Source organism: Nocardioides nanhaiensis (assembly GCF_039542785.1).
Classification (GTDB): Bacteria; Actinomycetota; Actinomycetes; order Propionibacteriales; family Nocardioidaceae; genus Nocardioides; species Nocardioides nanhaiensis.
This window is the reverse complement of record NZ_BAABIM010000004.1, coordinates 208,077-231,934: the sequence shown is the minus strand read 5'-3', so window position 1 is coordinate 231,934 and position 23,858 is coordinate 208,077. Positions and strand designations below refer to the sequence as shown.

The 23,858-nt window shown below is 73.9% G+C and carries 25 protein-coding genes; 10 read left to right on the top strand and 15 right to left on the bottom strand.

Features of this window, described 5'->3' with window-relative positions; all coding sequences use genetic code 11:
* Positions 1-23: 23 nt before the first annotated feature.
* The 10 genes from ABD948_RS18150 to ABD948_RS18105 all read right to left on the bottom strand — a co-directional run bounded on the left by ABD948_RS18150 (position 24) and on the right by ABD948_RS18105 (position 11,844).
* A complete protein-coding gene (locus ABD948_RS18150; protein WP_345268490.1) occupies positions 24-245 on the bottom strand; it encodes a Flp family type IVb pilin in 222 nt (73 codons plus the stop codon).
* Positions 246-266: 21 nt separating this feature from the next.
* Complete coding sequence (locus tag ABD948_RS18145; RefSeq protein ID WP_345268488.1) at positions 267-485, bottom strand: Flp family type IVb pilin; 219 nt, start codon at positions 483-485, stop codon at positions 267-269.
* A gap of 389 nt (positions 486-874) precedes the next feature.
* The gene (locus ABD948_RS18140; RefSeq protein ID WP_345268486.1) at positions 875-1,534 is read right to left on the bottom strand and encodes a response regulator; all 660 of its coding nucleotides are present in this window, start codon (positions 1,532-1,534) and stop codon (positions 875-877) included.
* Positions 1,531-3,108, bottom strand: coding sequence for a sensor histidine kinase (locus ABD948_RS18135; RefSeq protein ID WP_345268484.1), 1,578 nt, complete (start codon positions 3,106-3,108; stop codon positions 1,531-1,533). The genes ABD948_RS18140 and ABD948_RS18135 overlap by 4 nt, the downstream gene beginning before the upstream one ends.
* 25 nt (positions 3,109-3,133) lie before the next feature.
* A complete protein-coding gene (locus ABD948_RS18130; protein ID WP_345268482.1) occupies positions 3,134-4,051 on the bottom strand; it encodes a type II secretion system F family protein in 918 nt (305 codons plus the stop codon).
* Position 4,052: 1 nt separating this feature from the next.
* On the bottom strand, positions 4,053-5,954 hold the full coding sequence (locus ABD948_RS18125; protein WP_345268480.1) for a type II secretion system F family protein: 1,902 nt from the start codon (positions 5,952-5,954) through the stop codon (positions 4,053-4,055).
* 8 nt (positions 5,955-5,962) lie between these two features.
* On the bottom strand, positions 5,963-7,600 hold the full coding sequence (locus ABD948_RS18120; RefSeq protein WP_345268477.1) for a TadA family conjugal transfer-associated ATPase: 1,638 nt from the start codon (positions 7,598-7,600) through the stop codon (positions 5,963-5,965).
* 3 nt (positions 7,601-7,603) lie between these two features.
* A complete protein-coding gene (locus tag ABD948_RS18115; protein ID WP_345268475.1) occupies positions 7,604-8,791 on the bottom strand; it encodes a CpaE/TadZ family protein in 1,188 nt (395 codons plus the stop codon).
* Positions 8,792-8,881: 90 nt separating this feature from the next.
* Positions 8,882-9,640, bottom strand: coding sequence for a Flp pilus assembly protein CpaB (cpaB, locus tag ABD948_RS18110; protein ID WP_345268473.1), 759 nt, complete (start codon positions 9,638-9,640; stop codon positions 8,882-8,884).
* 377 nt (positions 9,641-10,017) lie between these two features.
* A complete protein-coding gene (locus ABD948_RS18105; protein WP_345268471.1) occupies positions 10,018-11,844 on the bottom strand; it encodes an AMP-dependent synthetase/ligase in 1,827 nt (608 codons plus the stop codon).
* A 144-nt stretch (positions 11,845-11,988) separates the two neighbouring features.
* Here ABD948_RS18105 and ABD948_RS18100 point away from each other — a divergent pair, with 144 nt between their 5' ends.
* The 5 genes from ABD948_RS18100 to ABD948_RS18080 are packed head-to-tail and all read left to right on the top strand — an operon-like array spanning position 11,989 to position 16,102.
* Entirely contained in the window at positions 11,989-12,429 is a 441-nt protein-coding gene (locus ABD948_RS18100) for an SRPBCC family protein (RefSeq protein WP_345268469.1), read from the top strand.
* 43 nt (positions 12,430-12,472) lie between these two features.
* Entirely contained in the window at positions 12,473-13,708 is a 1,236-nt protein-coding gene (locus ABD948_RS18095; protein ID WP_345268467.1) for an ArsA family ATPase, read from the top strand.
* Positions 13,709-13,710: 2 nt separating this feature from the next.
* Entirely contained in the window at positions 13,711-14,214 is a 504-nt protein-coding gene (locus ABD948_RS18090) for a hypothetical protein (protein WP_345268465.1), read from the top strand.
* Positions 14,211-15,167 (top strand): ROK family glucokinase, encoded by a 957-nt coding sequence (locus ABD948_RS18085; protein WP_345268462.1) that lies wholly within the window; start codon positions 14,211-14,213, stop codon positions 15,165-15,167. Before ABD948_RS18090 ends, ABD948_RS18085 begins: the two co-directional genes overlap by 4 nt.
* Before the next feature lie 5 nt (positions 15,168-15,172).
* Positions 15,173-16,102, top strand: coding sequence for an ROK family protein (locus ABD948_RS18080; RefSeq protein WP_345268460.1), 930 nt, complete (start codon positions 15,173-15,175; stop codon positions 16,100-16,102).
* Between the two features lie 140 nt (positions 16,103-16,242).
* Here the strand turns inward: ABD948_RS18080 and ABD948_RS18075 are convergent, their stop codons facing one another.
* Together ABD948_RS18075 and ABD948_RS18070 are read right to left on the bottom strand one after the other, a co-directional pair.
* Positions 16,243-16,731: a hypothetical protein gene (locus ABD948_RS18075; RefSeq protein WP_345268458.1), complete on the bottom strand. Its 489-nt coding sequence runs from the start codon at positions 16,729-16,731 to the stop codon at positions 16,243-16,245.
* A gap of 52 nt (positions 16,732-16,783) precedes the next feature.
* Positions 16,784-17,575 carry an alpha/beta hydrolase gene (locus ABD948_RS18070; protein ID WP_345268456.1) on the bottom strand — a complete coding sequence of 264 codons (792 nt, stop codon included), beginning with the start codon at positions 17,573-17,575 and terminating at the stop codon, positions 16,784-16,786.
* A gap of 162 nt (positions 17,576-17,737) precedes the next feature.
* Between ABD948_RS18070 and ABD948_RS18065 the strand changes: the two genes are divergently transcribed.
* The 5 genes from ABD948_RS18065 (at position 17,738) to ABD948_RS18045 (ending at position 21,832) form a co-directional block, all read left to right on the top strand.
* Positions 17,738-18,478, top strand: coding sequence for a lysophospholipid acyltransferase family protein (locus ABD948_RS18065; RefSeq protein ID WP_345268454.1), 741 nt, complete (start codon positions 17,738-17,740; stop codon positions 18,476-18,478).
* 62 nt (positions 18,479-18,540) lie between these two features.
* Positions 18,541-19,686 (top strand): MacS family sensor histidine kinase, encoded by a 1,146-nt coding sequence (gene macS / locus ABD948_RS18060; RefSeq protein WP_345268452.1) that lies wholly within the window; start codon positions 18,541-18,543, stop codon positions 19,684-19,686.
* Entirely contained in the window at positions 19,683-20,213 is a 531-nt protein-coding gene (locus ABD948_RS18055; protein WP_345268450.1) for a flavin reductase family protein, read from the top strand. The genes macS and ABD948_RS18055 overlap by 4 nt, the downstream gene beginning before the upstream one ends.
* 9 nt (positions 20,214-20,222) lie before the next feature.
* Positions 20,223-20,924 carry a response regulator gene (locus tag ABD948_RS18050; protein WP_345268448.1) on the top strand — a complete coding sequence of 234 codons (702 nt, stop codon included), beginning with the start codon at positions 20,223-20,225 and terminating at the stop codon, positions 20,922-20,924.
* Between the two features lie 5 nt (positions 20,925-20,929).
* Positions 20,930-21,832 (top strand): coiled-coil domain-containing protein, encoded by a 903-nt coding sequence (locus tag ABD948_RS18045; RefSeq protein WP_345268446.1) that lies wholly within the window; start codon positions 20,930-20,932, stop codon positions 21,830-21,832.
* A 7-nt stretch (positions 21,833-21,839) separates the two neighbouring features.
* Here the strand turns inward: ABD948_RS18045 and ABD948_RS18040 are convergent, their stop codons facing one another.
* The 3 genes from ABD948_RS18040 to ABD948_RS18030 are packed head-to-tail and all read right to left on the bottom strand — an operon-like array spanning position 21,840 to position 23,820.
* Entirely contained in the window at positions 21,840-22,490 is a 651-nt protein-coding gene (locus tag ABD948_RS18040; RefSeq protein ID WP_345268444.1) for a hypothetical protein, read from the bottom strand.
* Positions 22,487-23,305 (bottom strand): DUF1028 domain-containing protein, encoded by an 819-nt coding sequence (locus ABD948_RS18035; RefSeq protein ID WP_345268442.1) that lies wholly within the window; start codon positions 23,303-23,305, stop codon positions 22,487-22,489. The genes ABD948_RS18040 and ABD948_RS18035 overlap by 4 nt, the downstream gene beginning before the upstream one ends.
* Positions 23,302-23,820 carry an SRPBCC family protein gene (locus tag ABD948_RS18030; RefSeq protein WP_345268440.1) on the bottom strand — a complete coding sequence of 173 codons (519 nt, stop codon included), beginning with the start codon at positions 23,818-23,820 and terminating at the stop codon, positions 23,302-23,304. Before ABD948_RS18030 ends, ABD948_RS18035 begins: the two co-directional genes overlap by 4 nt.
* Positions 23,821-23,858 lie beyond the last annotated feature (38 nt).

The following is a 23,858-nucleotide window of genomic DNA, read 5'->3' as shown; positions in this document are numbered from 1 at the left end:
GGCGGTGACCGGTCTGGGTGACGCTAGGAGCAGCCGGCAGACACCGTGCTCTGAGCGTCGAGCTCGTCACAGGTGTCGGTGAACAGCTCGTCGGTCACAGGGCCGAGGGCGAAGATCGCCAGGACGACGATCATCGCGATGCCGGCGATCAACAGGCCGTACTCGACCGCAGAAGCCCCGCGCTCAAAGCCAGCGCGTGAATCCGACTGTGTCGCACAAGCGCGACCAGCCTGGCTTTCGGTCATGCTGCTGATCGCCGAACGGGCTTAGGAGCAGGTGTTGGAGATCGTCGAGGTGCCGGACGTGATCTCGTCGCAGGTGTCCTCGAAGGCCTCGCGGATGATCGGGCCGAGCGCGAAGACCGCGACCACGATCAGGGCGGCGATTCCGGCGATGAGGAGGCCGTACTCGACGGCGCTGGCGCCGCGCTCCTCGCGACGGGCGGCGAGGCGGGCCTGGAACTGGGCGATGAGCTGCTCGATCATGGGGTTTTCCTCCGGGAATCGGAATGTGAGTGGGGGGCGGTTCCCTCCGTGAGGCGGGAACCTCACGTGGGAAATACTCTCGCCTGGCATACCCAGGGGGGATCGGGAGTTCGTGTCGAGTGACGTAGTCCTTTCGGACTATGTGGGGACGGCGAGATCCGGTCGTGCGCACGTCGGTAGGGCAGCACCAGAAGGCGGCTGCGGGTGCGATCGGGTGAGCTGCGTAGTCGCCGGAGGGCGGTCGGCTCACGGGGTTTCGACGGGCTCGGCGCAGGGGCGCCTCACGGTTCAACCAGCGTGGGGCGGGAGGGCACTCGTCTTACGAGGTCTCGGTACGCGCCGTCGCTCGCAGGCTCGCGACGGCGCTACTCGACCAGCGGTGGGGTGTGTCAGGCGGAGGGCTGGGCGCGCTGGACGGAGCTGAGGAGGCCGATGCGCATGGCGGTGACCAGGGCCTGGGCGCGGTTGGCGGCGCCGAGCTTCTGGTAGATCTTCGCGATGTGGCTCTTGGCGGTGCTCTCGGAGAGGTAGAGCCGCTCACCGATCTGGGCGGCGCCGAGGCCGTCGGCGAGCAGGAGGAGCACGTCGTGCTCGCGCTCGCTGAGACGGGTGCTCTCGCCGCTCTGGCGGCGCATCATGGCGCCCAGCAGACCGGTGCAGATGAAGGAGCGGGGGCTGATGGCGGCGTGGCGGGCGGCCTTGACCACCTCGCCGGAAGGCGCGTCCTTGCCCACGAAGCCGGAGGCGCCCGCCTCCATGGCCGCGAAGATCTGGTCGTCGCCGGAGTGCATGGTGAGCACGATCAGGCCGGTCTTCTCGCTCTTGGCGCGCACGGTGCGCACGATGTCGAGGCCGGTGCCGTCGGGCAGCTGCAGGTCGGCGACGACGACGTCGGGCTGCAGCGCCTCGTACTGGGCCACCGCCTCGGCCACGGTGGCGGCGGTGCCGACGACGTCGAGGTCGTCCTCCATGTCGATCACGGCACCCAGGCCGCTGCGGATCAGCTCGTGGTCGTCGACCAGCAGAACGCGCACCGGCGTAGCACTCATGTGCCCAGTGTCGCAGGAGAGGTGGGTGTGGTGGAAGGGGAGGGGCTTGCCTCGTGATCGGCGATCTCGACGTGGACGGTCACCCCGCCCCGCTCGTTCTCGCTGATGCTGAGCCGCCCACCCACCAGGCTGGCGCGCTCGCGCATGATCCGCAGGCCGTAGGAGTCCGAGCGCGCCTGCCCGAGCCCGCGCCCGTCGTCGCTCACGGTGACGCTGGCGGCGGGGGCCCGCACCCGGCAGTGCACGTCGATGACGGAGGCGTGCGCGTGCTTGATGGCGTTGTTCATGGCCTCCTGCGCGATGCGGAACAGCTCGGCCTCCACCTCCTCGCGCAGCCGGCCGGGGTGCTCGTCGAGCGTCACCTGGATCGGGACGCCGGAGCGCTCGTTGAGGTGGCGGGCCACGGAGCCGATCGCCGCGCCGAGGCTCTCGTTCTCACCGATGCTGGTGCGCAGCGTGAGCACCGATCTGCGCACCTCGGCCACGATGTTGGTGATGCGCGTGCGCAGCACGCCGAACTGCTCGGCCTGCTTCTCGGTGGCCGGCTTGGCGGCGAGCGCGTCCACCAGGTAGCCCAGCGAGGCGATGTCCTGGGCGACGCCGTCGTGCATCTCGCGGGCGAGCCGCTGCCGCTCGTCGGCGGTGGCGGTGTCGCGGAAGCGCGCGAACAGCAGGGCGGTGTCCAGCTGCACCGAGCGCACTTCGAGCGAGGCGCGCAGCCCGCCGATGGTGCCGGGCAGGTCGAGCCCGTGCGGGTCGACGCGGTCGGAGAGCAGGCCGCTGACCATGGCCCGGTCGCCCACGCGGAACGCGAAGAACCGGTCGAGGACGACGACGTCGGAGCGCAGCCAGGCCTCGGAGGTCATCCGGTGCTCCTCCGGGCCGAGCAGCTCCTCGCCCGAGGAGGACTTGCTGATCACCGGCACCACCGAGTCGCCGCCGGGCACGTAGAGCGCGAGCGCGTCTGCCGGGATCTCGTCGCGCACCGCGGAGAGGATCTCGCCGCCGAGGGTGTTGACGTCGAGCCCGGAGCTGAGGCCGGAGGAGAGCGAGATCAGCTCGCGCAACAGCTCTTGGGCGGCCAGGTAGGGCGCCACCTCCGTGGGGACACGGCCGAGCGTGCCGCGCAGGAACTCCGCGATCAGGCCCAGTCCGATACCGGCCACGGTCCACGTGAGCATGGCCTGCGCGCCCTGGGCGAAGGAGTCGGCGAAGACCGAGCCCACCAGCACGGTGAGCAGGCCGGCGGAGGCGGCGGCGGCCAGCCCGCGCAACCCGTACTGCAGGGCCGCCACGAACGGCGCCACGGTGAGCGCTCCCAGCAGCAGCTCGGTGCTCTCCAGCGCGAGACCGGCCACGAGACCGACGAACGAGGCCTCGACGGCGGGGGTGTAGGTGACGCCGAACCGCGGCCGCCAGGCGGCGTACTGCCCCAGCCCGAAGAAGATCGCCAGCATCAGCAGGCAGATCAGCGTGACGGTGTCGCGCGAGGCGAACAGTGCTCCGACCGCGACGCTGCCGAGGACGAATCCCCGCGCCGAGGCGGTGAGCTTGAAGAGCTGGCGTGCGCGCATGGTGCCCCCGAGGATGCCCGCTGGATCAGAAACCGTCGAGGATGGTGATGACCGCGGGGCCCATCACCGCCATGAACAGGCACGGCAGGATGCAGAAGATCAGCGGCACGGTGATCTTCACCGGCACCTGCTGCGCCTTGGTCTCGGCGTACTGGCGCCGCTTGATGCGCATCTCCTTGCTCTGGACCCGCAGCACCTGGGCCACCGGGATGCCGAGCACGTCGGCCTGCACCATGGCGCTGGTGAACGAGCGCAGGTCGGCGTCGTCGGTGCGGTCGGCCATGTTGCGCAGCGCCTCGCCGCGGCCCTGGCCGATCTGCATCTCGCGCAGCATCCGGGAGAACTCCTCGGCCAGCGGGCCCTCGGTGTTGCGGGCGACCTGCTGCACCGCGGCGTCGAAGCCCAGGCCGGACTCCACCGAGATCGTCATCAGGTCGACGGCGTCGGCCAGGCTGCGCTTGATCTGCTGGGAGCGGTCGTAGGACTTCTGGTAGAGGTAGAGGTCAGGGCCGAAGAAGCCGACGCCGAGACCCACCAGCACGGCCAGGACGCGCAGGCCCACGGCCGTGCCCATCACCGTCGTCAGGGCGAGTGCCACGAGCGCCAGCGCTACGGCGGCGATCACCTTGGCCGAGACCACGCGGTCGACGGTCCAGCCGCGCGGGTTGCCGGCCAGGTCGAGCTTGCGGCGGATCCGCTCGGCCGCGTTGCCGCCGGAGAGGCGGCGTCCGATGGCCAGCGCGCGCTGCTGGAGCGGCTCGACGACGCGCTCGGCGAACGGCGGGTCGAGCTCGACGGTCATCTCGGCCGGGGCGTTGTCCATGGCCTCGAGCACGGCCAGCGAGCGGCTGACGCCGGCGGTCTCGCGGGGGCCGACCGCCATGGCGACGAGCACCAGGGAGGCCACCACCAGGCCGAGGCCCATCACGAAGAGCATCGTCATCTCAGACCTCCACCTTGACGAGCTTGCTCATCCAGAAGATGCCGACCAGCAGCCACGCCGTGGCGGCCACGAGCATCACGATGCCGCGCACGTCGGTGAACAGCGGCATCACGTAGTCGCGCTGGGCCACCAGCAGGTAGAGCAGGAAGCCGGGCGGGAGCACCGAGAGCACGATGGCGGAGAGCTTGCCCTCGGCCGCGAGGGCGTTGACCTGGCGGCGCAGGTACTCGCGCTCGCGCATGGTGGCGGCCACGGTGTCGAGCAGCTCGGCCAGGTTGCCGCCCACCTGCCGCTGGATGCGGATGGCCATGACCACCCACTCGAAGTCCTTGCTGCCGAAGCGCTCGGCGACGCCGTCGAAGGCCACCTCGAGCGGCACGCCCAGGCGCGTCTCGACGAGCACGCGGCGGAACTCGCTGGCCACCGGCTCGGTGCCCTCGCGCACGATCGTGTCGACCGACTGGGCCAGCGAGAGGCCGGCGGAGAGCGAGCCGCTCATCAGCTGCAGCGTGTCGGGCAGCGCGGCGTTGAACGCCTTGCGGCGCCGCGAGCGCTTGAAGCCGAGGAAGAGCCAGGGGCCGACGGCGCCGACGGCGCAGAACACGAGCCCGAGCACCAGGTTGCCGCCGCCGAGCAGCAGACCGGCCGCGCCCGCGGCCAGGAAGATCGCCACCTGCACCAGCACCCACTCGGCGGACTTCAGGCGGCTGCCCGCACCCTCGAGCCGCGCGGAGATCTTGGCGTCCAGGCTCTCGTTGCGGCTGAGCACGCCCTCGACGGCCTCGCGTGCCGTGGTCAGCGCCTCGGTGCTCTCGGACCCCTCGGGGTTCGGTCCGGCGCCGGCGCGCGTGTAGGCGGTGATCCGCTCCTCCGCGCTGGCCGGCACGGCGCTGCGCGGCACCAGCGAGACCAGCAGCACCACCAGCCCGAGTCCGATGGCGAGCACGCCGCCGTACATGGCCCAGCCGGGCGGTGACCAGCCGGCGTCGTCCTGGGCGACGGCCGCGCCGCCGCCGAGGCCGCCGGCGCCGCGCACGGTGGTGAACGCGGAAGCCGTGATCTCGCCCTGGTCCGAGGGCAGCGAGACGGCGACCTCGGCCTGCTCGGCGGTCACGCCCTCGGGCAGGTCGGCGGTGACGAGCACCTGGGTGGCCAGCACGTCGGCGCGCGCCGCGAAGGCGGCGCTGAGGTCGTCGCTCTCGGTGTTGACCACCACGCCGCCACCGGCCTCGGCCAGCCGCTCGAGGTTGGCCAGGCGCGAGGGCCGCTGCTCCAGGGCGACGACGTCGACCAGCACACCGGCGTCCGCGGCGGCCTCGATGGCCGCGTCCACCGGGGTCTCGCTGGTGTCGGCGCCGTCGGAGAGCACCAGCAGCGAGCGCTGGCCCTCCTCACCCAGCATCTGCACGCCGGCGATCACGCCGTCGTAGAGCCGGGTCTGGCGGGAGAGCTCGAGGTCCGAGAGCACTGCTTCTGCGATTGCGTGGTCCTGGGTGGGGGCCAGGACCTCCTCGACGTCGTCGGCGAAGCCCACCAGACCCACGTAGACGTCGTCGGGCAGCTGGCTGATGTAGCTCTCCGCCGCTCGCTTGGCGGCGCTGAAGCGCTCACCGCGCATGCTGTTGCTGGTGTCGATGGCGAGCACCGTGGTGCGGCGCACCAGCGTCTCGGTGTTGGCGGGCACCGCCACGGCCTCCGCGTCCTGGCCGGCGATCGTGACCGTGACGCCGGCCAGGTCGAGGTCGGCGTCCGGCGGCACCGACATCAGCAGCCGCACACCCTCGGGCGTCGGCTCCACGTAGTCCAGGGCGCCGTCGACGGCGTGCGCGGGCGCGGCCAGCAGCAGCGCGGGCAGCACGGCCGCGGCGAGGGCGGCCGCGCAGCGAGGGAGCAGTCGGGTCATCGTGGAGCTCAGATCCGGTCGGTGTGGAACAGCATCGGGTCCACGGTGACGTTGGAGTGCGACATCTTCTCCAGGAACTTCGGGCGCAGCCCGGTGGACCGCAGCCGGCCGAGGTTGCGGCCGTCGGCGTCGAACCCTGGCGTGCTGTCGAAGACGAAGATGTCCTGCAGGGTGATCACGTCGCCCTCCATGCGCTCCACCTCGGTGATGTGGGTGATCCGGCGCGAGCCGTCCTTGAGGCGCGCCTGGTGGACGATCAGGTCGACGGCGGAGGCGACCTGCTCGCGGATCGCACGCACCGGCAGGTCCATGCCCGCCATCAGCACCATGGTCTCCATGCGGGAGAGCGTGTCGCGGGGGCCGTTGGAGTGCAGCGTGCAGATGGACCCGTCGTGGCCGGTGTTCATGGCCTGCAGCATGTCGAGCGCGGAGGCGTCGCGGACCTCGCCGACGATGATCCGGTCGGGGCGCATGCGCAGGCTGTTCTTCACCAGGTCGCGGATGGTGACCGCGCCCTTGCCCTCGATGTTGGAGGGCCGCGACTCCAGGCGCACCACGTGCTCCTGCTTGAGCTGCAGCTCGGCGGCGTCCTCGATGGTGACGATGCGCTCGTCGCCGGGGATGAAGGAGGAGAGCACGTTGAGCGTCGTCGTCTTGCCGGCGCCGGTGCCGCCCGAGACGATGATGTTGAGGCGTCCGCGCACGCAGGCCTCGATGAAGTCGGCGGTCTGCGGGCTCAGCGAGCCGAAGTTGATCAGGTCGTCGACGCCGAGCGGGTCGGTGGCGAACTTGCGGATCGTCAGCGCGGAGCCGTCGACGGCGAGCGGGGGCACCACGGCGTTGACGCGGCTGCCGTCGGGCAGGCGGGCGTCGACCATCGGGCTCGACTCGTCGACGCGGCGGCCGATGCGCGAGACGATCTTGTCGATCGTGCGGCGCAGGTGCGCCTCGTCGGCGAAGGTCGCCTCCGCGGGCACGAGCTTGCCCTTCTTCTCCAGCCAGATGCTGTTGTGCCCGTTGACCATGACCTCGGAGACGTCGGGGTCGCGCAGGTAGGGCTCGATGGGACCGTAGCCCAGGATGTCGTCGCTGATCTCGGAGGTCACGCGCGCGCGGTCGCTGCTGCTCAGCGGCCGGTCCTGGGCGGAGAGCACCTCGGCGAGCACCTGCCGCACCCGCTGGTCGAGCTCGTCCTGGTCCATGTCGGCGTCGTAGAGGTGCGGCCCCAGCTGGCGCAGCAGCTCGGTGTGCACGCTCGACTTCACCTCGTCGATGCGGTCGCTGTTCTGGCCCGCGGCCGTGCGGCGGGCCACCAAGCTGGGCTCCTGCGTGCCTCCGGCGCCGGCTCCCACGGGGCGGGCAGGACGGCCAGGGGCGCTGGGCGTCAGACCGCGGAGCCCGGTCGACGTGGCCGGGGCGGTCGTCGGCGGCGGCGCAGCCGGGGGAGCGGTCGCCGCGGCGAGGACGTCGTCGATCCGGTCCGACGTCGTCGTCGACGGCGGCGCTGCTGCGGGCTGCGGTGCCGGGCGAGCAGCGCTCTCGGTGCTGGCGGGGGCGGCGGCGGACCGGCGTCCGGGGGCAGCGTGCTTTCCGGAAGCAGCGCTCTCACGGCGGGCAGCGGCCAGGCGGTCAGCGAGGCTGGTCATGGGTCACTTCTTCCTGCCGAACAACCGCTTGCGCGCCCCGCCCTCGGGCTCGGGGGCGGACGTGCCGGCGGGGGTGGGGGGAGCCACGCTGCCGCCCGAGAGCTGCGAGGCGAGGGCGAGCATGGCCTGGGAGGAGGCGTGGCCGGGTTGGGCGGCCACGATGGGGTTGCCGGCGTTGGTGGCGGCAGCGATCTCGACCGAGGTGGCCAGGCGTGCGCTGATCGGCATGCCGAGGATCGCCTCGACCTTCTCGGGGCCGAGGCCGACGGCGTCGTCGGCTCGGTTGAGCAGCAGGTGACGACGGCCCTGCGCGATGTGCAGGGTGTCGAGGGTCTCCAGCGCGACCTTGACGTTCTTCAGCGTCGGCACGTCGAGCGTGGCCACGAGCACGCACTGGTCGGTCTCGTCGAGCGCGGTCAGCGTGAGGTCGTCGAAGGAGGGGGCGGTGTCGACGACCACGTAGTCGAACTCCTCGCGCAGCACCTTGAGGGTGCGCGACACCAGCACCGGGGTGATCCGCTCGCGGACGTCGGGGTGGGTCGGCGCGGCCAGCACCATCACCGAGCTGGGGTGACGGGTCAGCATCCCGTCGAGCATCGAGGAGTCCAGCGTCTGCTCCGAGCCCACGGCGTGCTCGATGGAGTGCGTCGGGAACAGCTGCATGGTGATGGCGACGTCGCCGAAGGCGAGGTCCAGGTCGAGCAGGCACACCTTGCGGGCGCCCTGCTCGGTGAGGGCGAGCGCCAGGTTGACCGCCACGGTGGTCTTGCCGACGCCGCCCTTGGGCGAGAAGACCGTCACGATCTCACCCACGTGCGCAGCACCGCCCGGGCCGCGCAGTGCGGTGTACACCTCGTGCGCACGGCGTACGGCGGCGTCGATGGAGGTGGCGTCGGAGACCTCGACGACGTCGCGCGCGCCCGCCTTGATGGCGCGGGTGAGCACGGGCACGTCGACCTCGGTGCGCACCAGCACCACGCTCACCGCCGGCCGGGAGACCCGCAGGTCCTCGCAGACCGCCACCGCGGTGTCGAGGTCGAGGTGCGGTCCGAGCACCACCAGGTACTCGTCGGCGTGCAGCTCCAGCCACGCGAGCAGCCGGTCGGGAGCCCCGACGGCGTGGGTGCCGTGGGGCATCGCCGCGAGCAGGGACTCCGCGGTGGCGTTGTCGGGTTCGACGAGGACGGGCATGAGCTGGTGTCTGCTCTCGGTCGGGGGGTGGAGCGTCGGGTACTGCTGGTCGGGCTGGTCGGGCTGGTCGGGCTGGTCGGGCTGGTCAGGTCACTCGAACAGGTCGGACTCGGTGGTGCCGGGGGTGTCGCGCACGGTGCTGTCGGCGGTCAGCAGGCCCAGCGCCAGCTCGGCGTTGGTCTGGGCGAGCAGCACCCGCTCGGCCTCCTCCTGGCTCAGCGCCAGCGTCAGCAGCGTGCGGGGCAGCTGCTCGGTGGTCTGCTGGCCCTCGGCGTCGGTGGTGGTGGTCGTGACCTGGGTCGTGGAGCCGACACCGAGGACGGTGACCCGGGGGAGCAGCACCCTGGTCAGCTGCAGGTCCTCGGAGACGTCGGTGGCCAGGTCGTCGGCGGTGCCGGTGAAGAAGATCGCCACCTCCGAGCCGGGGTTGACGAAGCCGGCCACGCGGGCGGGGTCGGTGAGGTTGATCGAGATCGCCAGCTTGCCCTCGGGGATGGAGAGGCTGCTGGTGGCCTCCACGTCGGTGGCGCCGCCGAACTTCTCGGGGATCAGCTGCTCGCCCGGGAAGACGGTCGTGAGGGCGACCTGGCCCTCGTAGACGGCGCCGTCGGTGCCGGCGCCGGGCAGCACCTGGCCCTGGGGCACGGCCTCGATGCCGATCTTGGCCTGGGCGTAGGCGTCGGCGACGCTCTCGCCGGCCTCGATCTGCTGGGTGGCCACGAGCACCTCGACGGTGTCGAACTCCTGCTCGGCGCGGGTCTCTGCCCCGCGCACGTACAGGAACACCAGCACGGCTCCGAGGGCCGCGACCACGGCGGCCGCGACCAGGAGCAATCGGCGTCGGTCCATGAGGGGTAGTGCCTTCCGTCTCCTCGACCACCACCTGTGCGGTGGTGGTTCTCCCTTGACGGCGCCGCCGGGTCCCCCCGGCCGCTGGCGGCTCCGCGACACAAACTAGCGAGAACGCCGGGGCCGCCGAAGGCTTTCGCGAAACCTCGACCGCTCGGAGTCCCACCCTGGCCCGATCGGGTCACCCGGCCTGCCCGATCGACCGAGCCTCCGGGTGAGGTGGATCTCGGGCCGGTGTCGAGGGTCGCCGACCTGGCTCGCGTGCGGACGGGTCGGTGCTCGACCTGTGCGTGTTCGCGCCGGGTCGGCGGCCGAGCCGTGCGTGTTCGCGCCGGGTCGGCGGCCCAGCCGTGCGTGTTCGCGCCGGGTCGAGAGGGCTACAGGTAGAGCGCGGCCACCTCGTCGCGCAGCTCGCGCATGACGACGGCGCGCTTGAGCTTCAGGCTCGGCGTCAGGTGGCCGGCCTCCTCGGTCCAGTCCTGCGGCAGCAGCCGGAACTTGCGGATCGACTCGGCCTGGGAGACGGCGGTGTTGGCCTCGTCGACGCCACGCTGGATCTCGGCGAGCAGGTCGGCGTCGTCGAGCAGGTCGCGGGCGCGGGAGGACTTCTTGCCCTGGGTCTGCGCCCAGGTGGCGAGCGCGTCGTCGTCGAGGGTGACCAGCGCGGCGATGAAGGGCTGGCCGTCGCCGACGACCATGCACTGGCTCACCAGCGGGTGGGCGCGCAGCCGGTCCTCGAGCACCGCCGGTGCCACGTTCTTGCCGCCCGCGGTCACCAGGATCTCCTTCTTGCGCCCGGTGATGCGCACGAAGCCCTCGTCGTCGATCTCGCCGACGTCGCCGGTGTGGAACCAGCCGTCGGACTCCAGCGCCTCGGCCGTGGCCTCCTCCGCGTGCCAGTAGCCGACGAACACCTGGCCGCCACGGCACAGCAGCTCGCCGTCGTCGGCGACGCGCACCGAGGCCCCCGGCAGCGGACGGCCCACGGTGCCGACCTTCTGGGCGTCGGGCAGGTTGACCGTCAGCGCGGCCGTCGTCTCGGTGAGGCCGTAGCCCTCGAGCACCGTCAGCCCGATCCCGCGGTAAAAGTGGCCCAGGCGCTCACCCAGCGGCGCGCCGCCCGAGATGGCGTAGGTGCAGCGACCGCCGAGGGCGTCGCGGAGCTTGGCGTAGACCAGCCGGGAGAAGACGGCGTGCTGGGCGCGCACCGCGACCGAGGGACGCCCCTTGTCGAGGCCGCGGGAGTAGGCGATGGCGACCTCGGCGGCGCGGTCGAAGACCTTGCCGCGACCGTCGGCCGTGGCGCGCTGCGAGGCGGTGTTGAAGACCTTCTCGAAGACCCGCGGAACCCCCAGCACGAAGCTCGGCTGGAAGTCCTGCAGGTCGGCCACGAGCGAGGTGATGTCGGAGCTGTGCGCCATCCGGCTGGCCGAGGAGACGCACCCGATCTGGATGATCCGCGCGAACACGTGCGCCAGCGGCAGGAACAGCAGGGTGGAGGCGTCGTCGTCGGCGAACAGCTCGTGCAGCTCGCTGGTGGCGGTGCCCAGCTCCACCAGGAAGTTGCCGTGCGTGATCATGCAGCCCTTCGGGCTGCCCGTGGTGCCCGAGGTGTAGATGATCGTGGCCAGGTCGTGCGGGCCCGGGCCGGAGCGTCGGGCCTCCAGGTCGGCGTCCGAGACGTCCTCGCCGAGGCGACGCAGCACCTCGACGGCGTTGTCGGCGAAGGACCAGACGTGGTGCAGCTCCTCGAGGTCGCCGCGCACCGAGGCCACGCGGGCCGTGTGCTCGGGCCCCTCGACGACGGCAGCGCGCGCGCCGGAGTCGCCCAGGATCCACGCGACCTGCTCGGCCGAGGAGGTCTCGTAGACCGGCACCGTGACGCCTCCGGCGAACCAGATGGCGTAGTCGAGCAGCGTCCACTCGTAGCGGGTCTTGCTCATCAGCGCGACGCGGTCCCCGGGCTCGATGCCAGCGGCCACCAGGCCCTTGGCCACGGCCGCAACCTCGTCGTGGAACTGCGCCGCGGTGACGTCGCTCCAGGCGCTCTCGCCGTCGGCGCGCCCGCCGGCGTCGGCGAGCGCGACGTCGCGCCGGCTGAACAGCACGACCTCGGGGGTCTCCCGGGCGTGGCGCACCACGTCGTCGGTGAGGTTGCCGGTCGCGGGCGCGGCCATGGTCGGGGGGCTGGAGAACTCCCGCACGCTCTACCTCCTCGGGCGCTCGGTGCACCCGCGGCTGGGAGCGGGCCGACCGCAGGCTACCGCCGGGTCACCGCACCCCGCCGATCCGGTAGCGTTCACGCACGTCAGGCCATCCGCGGCCGCGCACGCACTCGAGGGGGTCCCATGGCCGAGCAGACCACGTCGTCCATCGTCGTCGACGCGCCCCCCGCGGCCGTGATGGCCGTGATCGCGGACTTCGAGGCCTACCCCCGGTGGGCCAAGGGCGTGCGCCGGGTCGAGATCGTCGACGCCGGCACCGGCGGCCGCGCCGAGCGGGTGTTCTTCGCCCTCGACGTCTCGCCCATCAAGGACGAGTACACGCTGGCCTACACCTGGGACGGCGACCGCGAGGTCACCTGGACCCTCGTGGAGGGCAAGATGCTGCGCTCCCTCGACGGCGCCTACGTGCTGCGCGACCGCGGCGACGGCACCACCGAGGTCACCTACCGCCTCGCGCTCGACGTCTCGATCCCGCTGATCGGCATGCTCAAGCGCAAGGGCGAGAAGATCCTCATCGACACCGCGCTCAAGGGCCTGAAGAAGCACGTCGAGTCGCCCGCCTGAGGGCGGCGCCCCTCCGCGAGCACCCGGCCCCCCGGTCACCACCGTGCGCATCCTGCTGTTCACCGGCAAGGGCGGCGTCGGCAAGTCCACCGTCGCCGCGGGCACGGCCGCGCTCGCCTCGCGACGCGGCCTGCGCACCCTGGTGCTCTCCACCGACGCCGCGCACTCGCTGGCCGACGCCTTCGACGCCCCCGTCGGCGCCGAGCCGACCCGGGTGGCCGAGCACCTGTTCGTCCAGCAGGTCGACGCCCAGCTGCGGTTCGAGCAGTCGTGGGCCGAGATCCAGGGCTACCTGCTCGCGGTGCTCGAGGTCGCCGGCGTCGACCCGGTGGCCGCCGAGGAGCTGACGGTCGTGCCCGGCGCCGAGGAGGTGCTGGCCCTGCTCGAGCTGCGGGTGCAGGCGCTCTCGGGGGAGTGGGACGTGATCGTCGTCGACTGCGCCCCGACCGCCGAGACGCTGCGCCTGCTCGCGCTGCCCGAGGCGCTGGGCTGGTACATGGAGCGCGTGCTGCCGGTGCAGCGGCGCGTCGTCAAGGCGTTCAAGCCGGTGCTCAGCCGCGCCGCCGGGGTGCCGATGCCCGGCGACAGCATCTTCGACGCCGTCGCGCGCCTGCACGACGAGCTCGACCAGGTGCACGACCTGCTCGCCGGACCGCAGGCCAGCGTGCGGCTGGTGCTCACGCCGGAGGCGGTGGTGCTCGCCGAGGCCCGCCGCTCCTACACCCACCTCTCGCTCTACGGCTACCGCGTCGACGGCGTCGTCGCCAACCGTGTCTTCCCCGCGCCCGAGCCCGGCCCGGAGGCCGACCCGTGGCGCGCCGGGTGGGTGGCCGCCCAGCGGCAGGTGCTCGCCCAGGTGGAGGAGTCCTTCGTCGGGCTGCCCCGCTGGCGCGCGGAGTACCGCGCCGCGGAGCCGGTCGGCGTCGAGGCGCTGGCGCGGATGGCGCAGGAGGTCTACGGCGACGACGACCCGCTCGCCCTCCCGCGCGGTCGCGGCCCCTACCGGGTCACCCGCGGCACGGGGGGCGCCGTCCTGCACCTGGCGCTGCCGCACGTCTCGCGCGAGCAGGTCGGTCTCGCGCGCAACGGCGACGAGCTCGTCGTCTCGCTGGGGTCGTATCGTCGTCTCCTCACCCTGCCCGCGGGGCTGGCCCGGCTGCAGGTGGCCGGGGCCGGCGTCGAGGAGGGCGAGCTGCGGGTACGGTTCCGCGACCCCTCCGGCAGCAGCCGGGACGGGACGAGCAGGGGGGCGGCGCCCGCCCCCGCGACGGAGAGATGACGGTGGACGAGCACAAGCCCCCCGGCGAGGAGCCGGACGACGTCGGCAGCGTCGGCGAGGAGGCCGCCAAGCTCTTCGGCGCGCTCTCGGACTGGGCGCGCGACCAGGGCGACGGCGCCACCGCGGGGCTGGGCGGACTCGCGGCGCACGCCGCGGCCGCGGCCCGCGAGGTCGACGAGCACCTGGCCACCGGCTCCGCCGAGTGCACCTACTGCCCGATCTGCCGCACGGTCCACGCCGTCCGGCAGGTCAGCCCCGAGGTGCGCGAGCACCTGGTGAGCGCTGCCAGCTCCTTCCTGCAGGCCGCCTCGGCGATGCTCGCCACCCAGCTGCCCGACCAGCGGCCCCCCGCATCGGCTGCCCCCGGTGGGCGCCGCGGCACCGACCCCGGGCGCCGCCGCCACGTCGAACCCATTGACCTCGATCCCGGGGAGGCCGGCGACCCCGGCGACCCGGGCGACCCCGGTGACCAACCCGCTCCGTCGTCCCAGGAGGACCCCCGATGAGCACCCCCACCCCCCGGCTCGCGATCGGCATCGACGTCGGCGGCACCAAGATCGCCGGCGCCGTCGTCGACGAGGAGGGGCGGATCCTGCGCCGCCACCGGGTCACCTCGCCCGCCACCGAGACCGACGCCATCGAGGACGCGATCGCCGGCCTGGTGGCCGACCTGCGCGCCGACCACCCCGTGACCCACGTGGGCGTGGGCGCCGCGGGCTACGTGGACGCCGACCGCGCGACCATGCGCTTCTCGCCCAACCTGGCCTGGCGCGACGTCGACCTCAAGGGCGAGCTGGCCGAGCGCATCGACCTGCCGCTGGTGGTCGAGAACGACGCCAACGCCGCCGCCTGGGGCGAGTTCCGCTTCGGGGCGGGCGCCGACGTCGAGGAGTTCCTCATGGTCACCGTCGGCACCGGCGTGGGCGGCGGTGTGGTGCTCGGGGGTCAGCTGCAGCGCGGTGCCTACGGCTTCGCCGCCGAGATCGGCCACCTGCGCGTGGTGCCGGGCGGGCGCCCGTGCGGCTGCGGCCAGCACGGCTGCCTCGAGCAGTACGGCAGCGGCTCCGCGCTGGTGCGCGGGGTGCGCGACGACGCCGCCGAGGGCGTGCCCGGCGCCGTCAAGCTGCTCGACCACGCCGGCGGCGACCCCGAGGAGATCACCGGCCCGCTGGTCAGCGCCGCGGCCGCCGCGGGCGACGAGTACGCCGTCGACCAGCTGGCCCGGCTCGGACGCTGGGTCGGCGAGGGGGTCGCCTCGCTGGTGGCCGTCCTCGACCCCGCCGCCATCGTCGTCGGTGGCGGCGTGAGCGAGGCCGGACCGCTGCTGCTCGACCCGATGCGCGAGTCGTTCGTGGAGCACCTCAGCGTGCGCGGGCACCGGCCGGTGGCCGAGATCCGCGCGGCGCGGCTGGGCAACGACGCCGGCGTCATCGGGGCGGCCGACCTCGCGCGTCGCTGACGCCGGTGCACGCGGGAGCGCGGGCGCGGGTCGGCGTCGACGTCGGCGGCACCAAGGTGCTCGCCGTCGTCGTGGACGAGGGCGGGGTGGTGCGCCGTCGGCTGCAGACCGCGCTGCCCGCCGGTGAGCGCACCCCCGCGGTGCTCGAGGAGACCCTGACCCGCGCCGTGCGCGACGTCGTCGACCGGGTGGCGCTCAGCAGCCTTGAGGGGGTCGGCCTCTCGCTCGCCGGGCTGGTCGACACCCAGGCGGACCGGGTGCGCTACTGCACCCACCTGCCCTGGCGCGACGACCCGGTGCGGGCCCGGCTGGCCGCCCGCTGGGGCACCCGCGTGGTGGTGGAGAACGACGCCACCTGCGCCGCCGTGGCCGAGCACCGCCTGGGTGCGGCCCAGGGCCTCGACTCGTTCGTGCTCGTCACGCTGGGCACCGGCATCGGCGGCGCGCTCGTCGTCGACGGCGAGGTGTGGCGGGGCGCCGGTGGGATGGCCGGCGAGTTCGGCCACGCCCCCGTGGTGCCCGCGCACCTGGGCGGGGTGGCGTGCACCTGCGGACTGCGAGGCTGCTGGGAGATGTACTGCAGCGGCCACGCGCTGCGCCGCTGGTGCGCCGAGCACGCCCCCGAGCGCGCCGACCTGCGCGACGGTCCCGAGATCACCGCCGCCGCCGTGGCCGGCGACGTCGTCGCGCTGCGCGCCTTCGAGGAGGTGGGCACCTGGCTCGGCCGGGGTCTCGCGGCGCTGGTGGCCGGCTACGACCCGGCGCTGCTGGTGGTCGGCGGTGGTGTCTCCGCCGCCGGCGACCTGCTGCTCGACCCGGCCCGCACCGAGCTGGAGCGTGCCACCTACGCCGCCCGGCACCGTCGCCTGCCGCCGCTGGTGCAGGCCGAGTGCGGCCCCGAGGCCGGCGCCGTCGGCGCCGCCCTCCTCCTCTGACCCGGCGCGGGTGCGCACGGCTGAGTCGCCGACCTGTGCGTCGTCAGGACGGGTCAGCGGTCGACCCGTGCGCATTCACGACGGGTCGGCGTGCTGTCGACGCGCATTCACGACGGGTCAGCGAGCGAGTGGTGGGGCGGCTAGACGACGGCGCCGTCGTCGAAGGGGTCGCGGGGGCCGCGGGGCATCTGCCAGACCAGGTAGACGAAGCCGCCGACGAAGCCGGCCACCAGCACGTAGGCCAGCAGCTGCGGCAGGGAGATGCCGAGGACCAGGCAGATCAGCAGGACGGCGGGGGAGCCGAACACGCCGGCCCAGGCGACGGCGCGCAGGCCACGGGGGCGGGGGAGCGGCGGGGGCACGGGCGGCACGAACCGGTCGTCGTGGTCCTGCAGCTCGATGGGGTCGCGGTAGGCGCTGGGGTCGTCGGCGGGGTGCTCCTCGCGACGCGGCGGCAGCACCGTGCCCTCGAGCGGCTCGGGGTCGACCGTCCCGGCGGGCGGCCCGCTCGGCGCCTGCTCGTCCGGCCGCGCGCGCTCGCGCGCCTCGGGGGCCGGCTCCTCGAGCCGGGCCCGCTCGCCGTAGTTGTCGACGATGGCACGCCAGGCCTCGTCGTCGTCGCGCTGCACGCGCCCGAGCCTACGCCAGGGGTGCGAGGGCGAGGACTCCTCGGACAGCAGGTCAGGTGCGGGCGGGCTGGCCGGTCACCCGTGCCACGAAGCAGGCCGACTCCTCGGCGATCTGCGGCGCGTCGTGGTCGAGGGTGGCCACGTGGTAGCTCTGCGGCAGCCGGCGCACCACCACGTCGCGCGAGGAGACCTTGCCGGTGATGATGGGTTCGGAGGAGTCGTCGACCACGTGGTCGACGGTGGAGCGGAAGTAGAGCAGGGGCGCGGTGATCCGCGGCAGCTGCGCGACGAGTCCGGGCCAGGCGGAGATCAGGCTGTGGATCGCCTTCAGCGGGGTGCGGTCGTAGCCGTACTCGAGCACCCCGGGCTTCTTGATGTCGCCGGCGATGGCCGGGAACGAGGGCACCACGCGCTTGAGCACGGGCAACAGCTTGACGTCGAGCCGTCGCGTGGAGACCGCGGGGTTGACCAGCACGACGCCGGCCACCCGGTCCTCGCCCTCGGCGTGCTCGGCCGCCAGCCGCAGCGCCAGCGCCCCACCCATGGAGAGCCCGCCGACGACGACGGCGTCGTGCTCGGCGGCCAGCCGGCCGTACACCTCGTCGAGCGCGCCGTACCAGTCGTCCCAGCGGTAGCTGTTGAGGTCCTCCCAGCGGGTGCCGTGACCGGGCAGCAGGGGCACCTCGACGGCGTAGCCGCGCGCGGCCAGCTCGCGGCCCCACGGCGTCATCGAGGCCGGGCTGCCCGTGAAGCCGTGACTGAGCAGCACGGCGATGCGGCGGCCGTCGGTGAGCTCGGGGCGCGCGGCGACGGAGAGGGGCTGCGCGGGGTCCGCGGTGGTCATGGTCACGGATTCTGCACCGCCCGCGCGCCCGCGGGAAGGGGCGCGCCGCAACCGGCACGCGTCCGTCTCGTGGGGTGGGAGCCGGAGCACCGATGCCCTAGTGTTCGCATGTCCACCACCAGTCGAGGTGGGGACGTGACCTCTCGGGGAAGGGTGCGTCGCTTGTTCTACTGGTTCCTCAAGTGGATCGCCCTCGGGCCGGTGCTCCGGGTGATCTTCCGGCCGCAGACCGAGGGCGCCGAGCACGTGCCGGACGACGGCGCGGCCATCCTGGCCAGCAACCACCTCTCCTACGCCGACTGGCTGTTCATGCCGCTCACGCTCACGCGGCGGGTCACCTTCGTGGCGAAGGCCGAGTACTTCACCAGCCCCGGCATCAAGGGCTGGCTGCAGAAGCAGTTCTTCTCCGGCGCCGGGCAGGTGCCGATTGACCGGTCGGGGGCGAGCGCCGCCGAGGGCGCGCTGAGCGCTGCCAAGCGCATCCTCGGTGAGGGCGACCTGTTCGGCATCTACCCCGAGGGCACCCGCTCCCACGACGGCAAGCTGTACCGCGGCAAGACCGGTGTGGCCCGCCTGGCGCTCGAGACCGGCGTGCCGGTGATCCCGGTGGCCGTGGTCGGCACCGACGTCGTGGCGCCCCCGGGCAAGAAGTTCGGCTCCTTCACCCGCCCCGTCGTGCGCTTCGGCAAGCCGCTGGACTTCTCGCGCTACGCCGGCATGGAGAACGACCGCTACATCCTGCGCTCGATCACCGACGAGATCATGTACGAGATCATGCGGCTCTCCGGCCAGGAGTACGTCGACAAGTACGCCAGCCAGGCCAAGGCCGACGACAAGGCCGCCGCCGCGGAGGCCGCACGGGCCGACGACGAGCGCGGCGAGACCCGGAAGCTCGCGTCCTGACCGCAGTCCCCGGCGTCGGGCAGGGCACCACACCCGGCACCACGAGCTCGCCCGGCGACGCCGTGCGGGCCGCGGTCGCCGTCGAGAACCGGATGTTTCGCGCGCTCGCGGCGCTGCGCGGCATCACGCTGCTCAACGCGGTGGGGCTCAACCTCTACCGCCGCGACAACTTCGACCACCCGGTGGCCGGGCTGGTCTGCGTGCTGGTGATGGTCGCCTGGACCGGCGCCGCCGTGTGGGCCTACCGCGCCCCCGAGCGCCGCGGCTACGGGCTGCTGGCCGCCGACCTCGGCGTGGTGCTGGCGCTGATGGCGCTGACCCCGGTGGTCAAGGGACCCGACTGGAACGCCACCATCACCGGCTTCTGGGCCATCGGTGCGCTGATGGCGTGGGCGGTGCGGCTGCACTGGCAGGGCGGCCTGGTGGCCGGGGTGCTGCTGGGCGGCAGCGACCTGCTGCTGCGCGGCGGCCTGGGCAGCATCGACCAGAGCAGCTACGGCAACGTCTTCCTGCTGGTCATCGGCGGGCCGATCGTGGGCTTCCTGGCCGCCTCGCTGCAGCAGATGGCGGTCGAGCGCGACGTCGCGCAGCGCCAGGCTGCGACGGCGGCCGAGCGCGCGCGGCTGGCGCGCGCCGTGCACGACGGCGTCCTGCAGGTGCTGGCCCTCGTGCAGCGACGCGGCGCCGAGCTCGGCGGCGAGGCGGCCGAGCTGGGCCGCCTGGCCGGGCAGCAGGAGCAGGCGCTGCGCCAGCTGATCCGCTCCCAGGACACCCTGCGCAGCGAGACCCGTGGCGGCACCACCACCGATCTCTCCCAGGCGCTCGTCGCGCGGTTCGGCGCCGCCCCCGGGGTCACGATCTCGACGCCCGGCACCGAGGTGGCGGTGCCCTCGCCGGTGGCCGAGGAGCTGCTCGGCGTCGTGGGGGAGTGCCTGGCCAACGTGGCCAGGCACGTGGGTGAGGGGGCTCCCGCGTGGGTGCTGCTGGAGGGCCTGCCCGACCGGGTCGAGGTCTCGGTCCGCGACGAGGGCCGGGGCATCCCTGAGGGGCGCCTGCAGGAGGCCGAGGCCGACGGACGGTTGGGTGTGGCGCAGTCGATCCGCGGCCGGGTGAGCGAGCTGGGCGGCACGGCTCGGCTGCACACCGGCCCGAGCGGCACCGAGTGGGAGATCGCCGTCCCGACGACCAGCGCGCAGGAGCAGGCATGACCATCCACACCACCCACCCCTTCGCCGACGACGCCCCCGACCCGGGCCGCCGGCTGCGCGGCCGCCTGGGCGGCGCCGTCACCCTCTGGACCGCCGGCGACGAGCCGGACGGCGGGGGCGACCCGGCGGGCTTGACCGTCACCTCGGTGATGGCGGCCGGCGGCGAGCCCTGGCGGGTGCTCGCGCTCGTGGACCCCGACTCCGACCTGGCCGAGGCGGTGCAGGCCGGCGGCCGCGCGGTGCTCGCGCTGCTCGCCTGGGAGCACCGCGACCTCGCCGACGCCTTCGCCGGCGTCGCGCCCGCCCCGGGCGGCCCCTTCCGGATGGCGGCCTTCGAGGCGACGCCGTGGGGGCCGCGGCTCGCGACCGCGCCCACCTGGGCCGGGCTCGAGCTCGAGTCCGCCGTCGAGGTGGGTTGGTCGCTGCTGCTCACCTGTCGGGTCGCGCAGGTCGAGGTGGGCGAGGACGACGAGCCGCTCGTGCACCGCCGGGGTCGGTACGTCCGGCCCACCCCGCCTGCTGGTTAGGGTGCGCGCATGGCGGACGACGGCTCGGCGGACGAAGCAGCCACGGCGACCAGGGTGATGGTGGTCGACGACCACCCCATGTGGCGCGACGCCGTGGAGCGCGACCTGCAGGCCGCGGGCTTCGACGTCGTCGGGGTGGCCGCCACCGGCGACGAGGCGCTGGCGCGCTTCCCCGCCTGCCGTCCGCAGGTGGTGGTGCTCGACCTGCAGATCCCCGGACCCGACGGCGTCGCGGTGACCCGCGAGGTGCTGCAGCAGGACCCCTCGGCGCGGGTGCTGATCCTCTCCGCCTCCGGCGAGCAGGCCGACGTGCTCGAGGCCGTCAAGGCCGGTGCCACCGGCTACCTGATCAAGTCGGCCAGCCGCACCGAGCTGCTGGAGGCCGTGCGCCGGGTGGCCGCCGGAGACACCGTCTTCACGCCGGGTCTGGCCGGCCTGGTGCTCGGCGAGTTCCGCCGGATGGCCGAGCCCGCCGCCCGCGAGCCCGACCAGCCCGAGCTCACCGAGCGCGAGACCGAGGTGCTCAAGATGGTGGCCAAGGGACTCTCGTACAAGCAGATCGCCGAGCGGCTCGTGCTCAGCCACCGCACCGTGCAGAACCACGTGCAGAACACGCTGCGCAAGCTGCAGATGCACAATCGCGTCGAGCTCACCCGGTGGGCCATCGAGCAGGGTCTGGACGACGACCTCGACGACGCCACGCAGGCCTGAGCCCCGTGGCCGACGACCCGACCGACCTGCTCGCGGTGGCCGACGAGCTCTACGGCCTGCCGCTCGCGGAGTTCACCCCGGCGCGCGACGCGCACGCCAAGCGGCTCAAGGGCGACGACGCCGCGCTGGCGGCGCAGGTCAAGGCGCTGCGCAAGCCTGGGCTGGCGGCCTGGGTCGTGGACCTGCTGGCCCGCCGCGACGTCGAGCAGGTGCAGCAGGTGCTCGCCGTCGGGGCGGCCCTGCGCGAGGCGCAGGCCTCGATGTCGGCCACCGAGCTGCGCGAGCTGACCCGGCAGCGTCGTCAGCTCACCGCCGCGGTCACCCAGCGGGCGCGCGCCCTGGCCTCGGACGCCGGGGTGCGGGTCACGCCGGCGGTGGCCGACCAGGTGGAGGCCACGCTGACCGCCGCGATGGTCGACGAGCGGTGCGCCCAGGCCGTCCGGTCGGGGCTGCTGGTGGCTCCGCTGGCCGCCACCGGCGTCGACGAGGTCGACGTGGCCGCCGCGCTGGCCACCCCCGAGGCGCTGGGCTTCGCGCCCACCGCCCGCGAGGAGCCGGTGCCCGCACCGCCGACGCTGCGGGTGGTGCCCGACCCCGACGCCGACGAGAAGGCCCGCGCCGCGGCGCTGGAGATCGTGGAGGAGGCCACCGAGGCCCGCGACGTGGCCCGCGCCGACCACGAGGAGGCCCAGCGGCACGTGCAGGAGCTGGAGGCCCGCGAGCTGCAGCTGCAGGCCGAGATCGACGAGGTGCGCCGTCGGCTGGCGCAGCTGGAGTCCGACGCCGAGGAGGTCGAGGACGACCTGGGCGACGCCGAGGAGGCGCAGGCCTCCGCAGCCGAGACGCTCGAGGAGGCCGAGGCCGCGCTCGGTAAGGCCCAGTCGGCGCTGGACCGCCTCGCCGACTGACCCCGGGTCAGGGCGGCGGCAGCAGCCGCACCGGCAGCTCGAGCCCGCAGAAGCTCGCGGGGTCGGTGGTGCCCAGCACCTCGCCGTCGGCCCAGACGGCGGGGCGGGAGTCGACCGGCACGTCCTGGGACTGCAGCAGCGCCGGCCAGGTGCCGTCGTCGGGCAGGCCGTGCTCGAGGCCGCGCGTCATCCGCGCCACGAGGTAGGAGCCCAGCGGGCCCACGAGGTGCCGCCCGGTGAGCACGAGCGCCCAGGTGTGCGCCTCCTGCGCGGCGACGGCGGCCAGCTCGGCAGCCGGGTCGACGCCGAGCGCGAGCGGGCGCGGTGAGCCGAGGGTCTCGGCGTCCCAGAGCGCCACCGAGTCGGTCGGCGCGGAGATGGCGACCTGCACGAGAGGGCGGCGCGGGTCGGTCGGGTCGTCCGCCCCCGCGGCACCGCGCTCGGAGGTCTCCAGCACCTGGCGCACCGCGGCGAGCAGCGTCTGCCACACGGCCTCGGCGGGGTGGTGCTCGCGACCGCTGCCGGTGTCCCACGAGGCCGCCGCCCGGCCCCCGGCGTCGGCGACCGCGGTCACCTGGCCGTGCGTCAGGCGCAGCGTGAGCACCCGCCCCTGCGGCCGGCCGGCGTCAGCGGCGTCCGGGCCCTCCGCCGGGCTCACGCTCCGCCGCGCTGCACGACGTCGAGGACCCGCTGGTCGATCCAGGCCAGGTCGGGGTCCACGCGCATCTCGTAGTTCTCGGTGCCCACCCACGAGGCGAAGTCGGGGTGGCCCTCCTGGCGGGCGAAGGCCTCCAGGTCGGCGCGCAGCGCCTCGCCCACGTGCACCTTCTCCTCCTCGGTGGAGGCGGTCAGGTACAGCTCGTGCAGGGTCAGCAGCCGCGCCAGCTCGGTGACCGGCGCGGGGTGGTCGTCGACGCGCAGGTCGACGGCCAGGTCGTCGCGGCCGGCGTAGCCGGCACCCTCGCGCACCACCAGCAGCGCCGCCGACTGGCGGCCGCGCTTGTCGCCGCCGGCCTCGTCGCCCGCGGCGAGCGCGGCCAGCAGGCGCGCGGCGAACGGTTGGCCGGCGTCCGCGTTCCAGGCGCGCTCCATCTCGGCGACGACCTCGGGTCCGGCCAGGCAGTTGCCCTGGACGGCGTAGCCCTCGCCGGTGGTGCCGCCGGCCCAGGCGATGCACGCCTCGCCGGTGAAGGTCGCGGCGCCGCCCTCGCCGTCGACGACGCCGACCTGGCGGTCCGCGCGGCCGTCGTCCTCCTCGAGCAGCCGGTCGAGCGCCACCTGCGCGGTGGCGCCGTCGTCGAGGTGGGCCAGGGCCAGGCCCTTGTAGGCCACGTTGGCGTCGGCCTGGGTGGCCAGGGCGCCGAGCTGGGCCACGGCCGCCGGCACCACGGCGCCGACGCCGAGGAACTTCGAGGCCACCGCCACGCCCCAGGACTCGCCGTCCTCGGAGCGGGCCACGATCGAGAACGTCACGGGACGAGCACTCCCTCGAGGTTCTCCAGCAGGCCGCGGGCCCACCCCTGCCAGGCGCGCGAGATCACCGGCGCCGCCAGGGGAGCCGCCAGCCCCACGACGCCGCCGCGCAGCGCGATCCGCCACGACCAGGTGACGGTCGAGCCGCCCTCGCCGGCCGGCTCGACGTCGAAGCGGCCCTCGACCCCCTCGGCCAGCAGCACCATCGGCCCGGTGAGCTCGCTGGCGCGGTAGACGAAGCGGTGCGGCCGGTCGACCTCGACGAGGGTCTCGAGCGCGGTGCTGCGGTCGGCGAGCACGATGCGACGGGTGTCGCCGAGCGAGCCCCAGGTCGTCTGCTCGCGGACCTCGACGATGCCCGGCAGCGGACCGCTGCGGTGGCCGAGCACCTCGGGCAGCGAGATGCCCATGATCGCGTCGAAGGTCGCCTCCGGCGGGCACGGGTAGGTGCGGGAGCGCGAGAGCTGCAAGGTGCGGCTGCGGGACGCAGGGGTGGACGGGGGACTGGACGCCATGGCGCCACCGTAGCGAAGCGTGGTTGGCTGGGCCCGCC

What these genes read in the sequence shown, in the direction of transcription:
- ABD948_RS18150 (WP_345268490.1), bottom strand. Translation starts at nt 245, where the DNA reads ATGACCGAAAGCCAGGCTGGTCGCGCTTGTGCGACACAGTCGGATTCA.
- ABD948_RS18145 (WP_345268488.1), bottom strand. Translation starts at nt 485, where the DNA reads ATGATCGAGCAGCTCATCGCCCAGTTCCAGGCCCGCCTCGCCGCCCGT.
- ABD948_RS18140 (WP_345268486.1), bottom strand. Translation starts at nt 1,534, where the DNA reads ATGAGTGCTACGCCGGTGCGCGTTCTGCTGGTCGACGACCACGAGCTG.
- ABD948_RS18135 (WP_345268484.1), bottom strand. Translation starts at nt 3,108, where the DNA reads ATGCGCGCACGCCAGCTCTTCAAGCTCACCGCCTCGGCGCGGGGATTC.
- ABD948_RS18130 (WP_345268482.1), bottom strand. Translation starts at nt 4,051, where the DNA reads ATGACGATGCTCTTCGTGATGGGCCTCGGCCTGGTGGTGGCCTCCCTG.
- ABD948_RS18125 (WP_345268480.1), bottom strand. Translation starts at nt 5,954, where the DNA reads ATGACCCGACTGCTCCCTCGCTGCGCGGCCGCCCTCGCCGCGGCCGTG.
- ABD948_RS18120 (WP_345268477.1), bottom strand. Translation starts at nt 7,600, where the DNA reads ATGACCAGCCTCGCTGACCGCCTGGCCGCTGCCCGCCGTGAGAGCGCT.
- ABD948_RS18115 (WP_345268475.1), bottom strand. Translation starts at nt 8,791, where the DNA reads ATGCCCGTCCTCGTCGAACCCGACAACGCCACCGCGGAGTCCCTGCTC.
- cpaB (WP_345268473.1), bottom strand. Translation starts at nt 9,640, where the DNA reads ATGGACCGACGCCGATTGCTCCTGGTCGCGGCCGCCGTGGTCGCGGCC.
- ABD948_RS18100 (WP_345268469.1), top strand. Translation starts at nt 11,989, where the DNA reads ATGGCCGAGCAGACCACGTCGTCCATCGTCGTCGACGCGCCCCCCGCG.
- ABD948_RS18085 (WP_345268462.1), top strand. Translation starts at nt 14,211, where the DNA reads ATGAGCACCCCCACCCCCCGGCTCGCGATCGGCATCGACGTCGGCGGC.
- ABD948_RS18070 (WP_345268456.1), bottom strand. Translation starts at nt 17,575, where the DNA reads ATGACCACCGCGGACCCCGCGCAGCCCCTCTCCGTCGCCGCGCGCCCC.
- ABD948_RS18055 (WP_345268450.1), top strand. Translation starts at nt 19,683, where the DNA reads ATGACCATCCACACCACCCACCCCTTCGCCGACGACGCCCCCGACCCG.
- ABD948_RS18050 (WP_345268448.1), top strand. Translation starts at nt 20,223, where the DNA reads ATGGCGGACGACGGCTCGGCGGACGAAGCAGCCACGGCGACCAGGGTG.
- ABD948_RS18030 (WP_345268440.1), bottom strand. Translation starts at nt 23,820, where the DNA reads ATGGCGTCCAGTCCCCCGTCCACCCCTGCGTCCCGCAGCCGCACCTTG.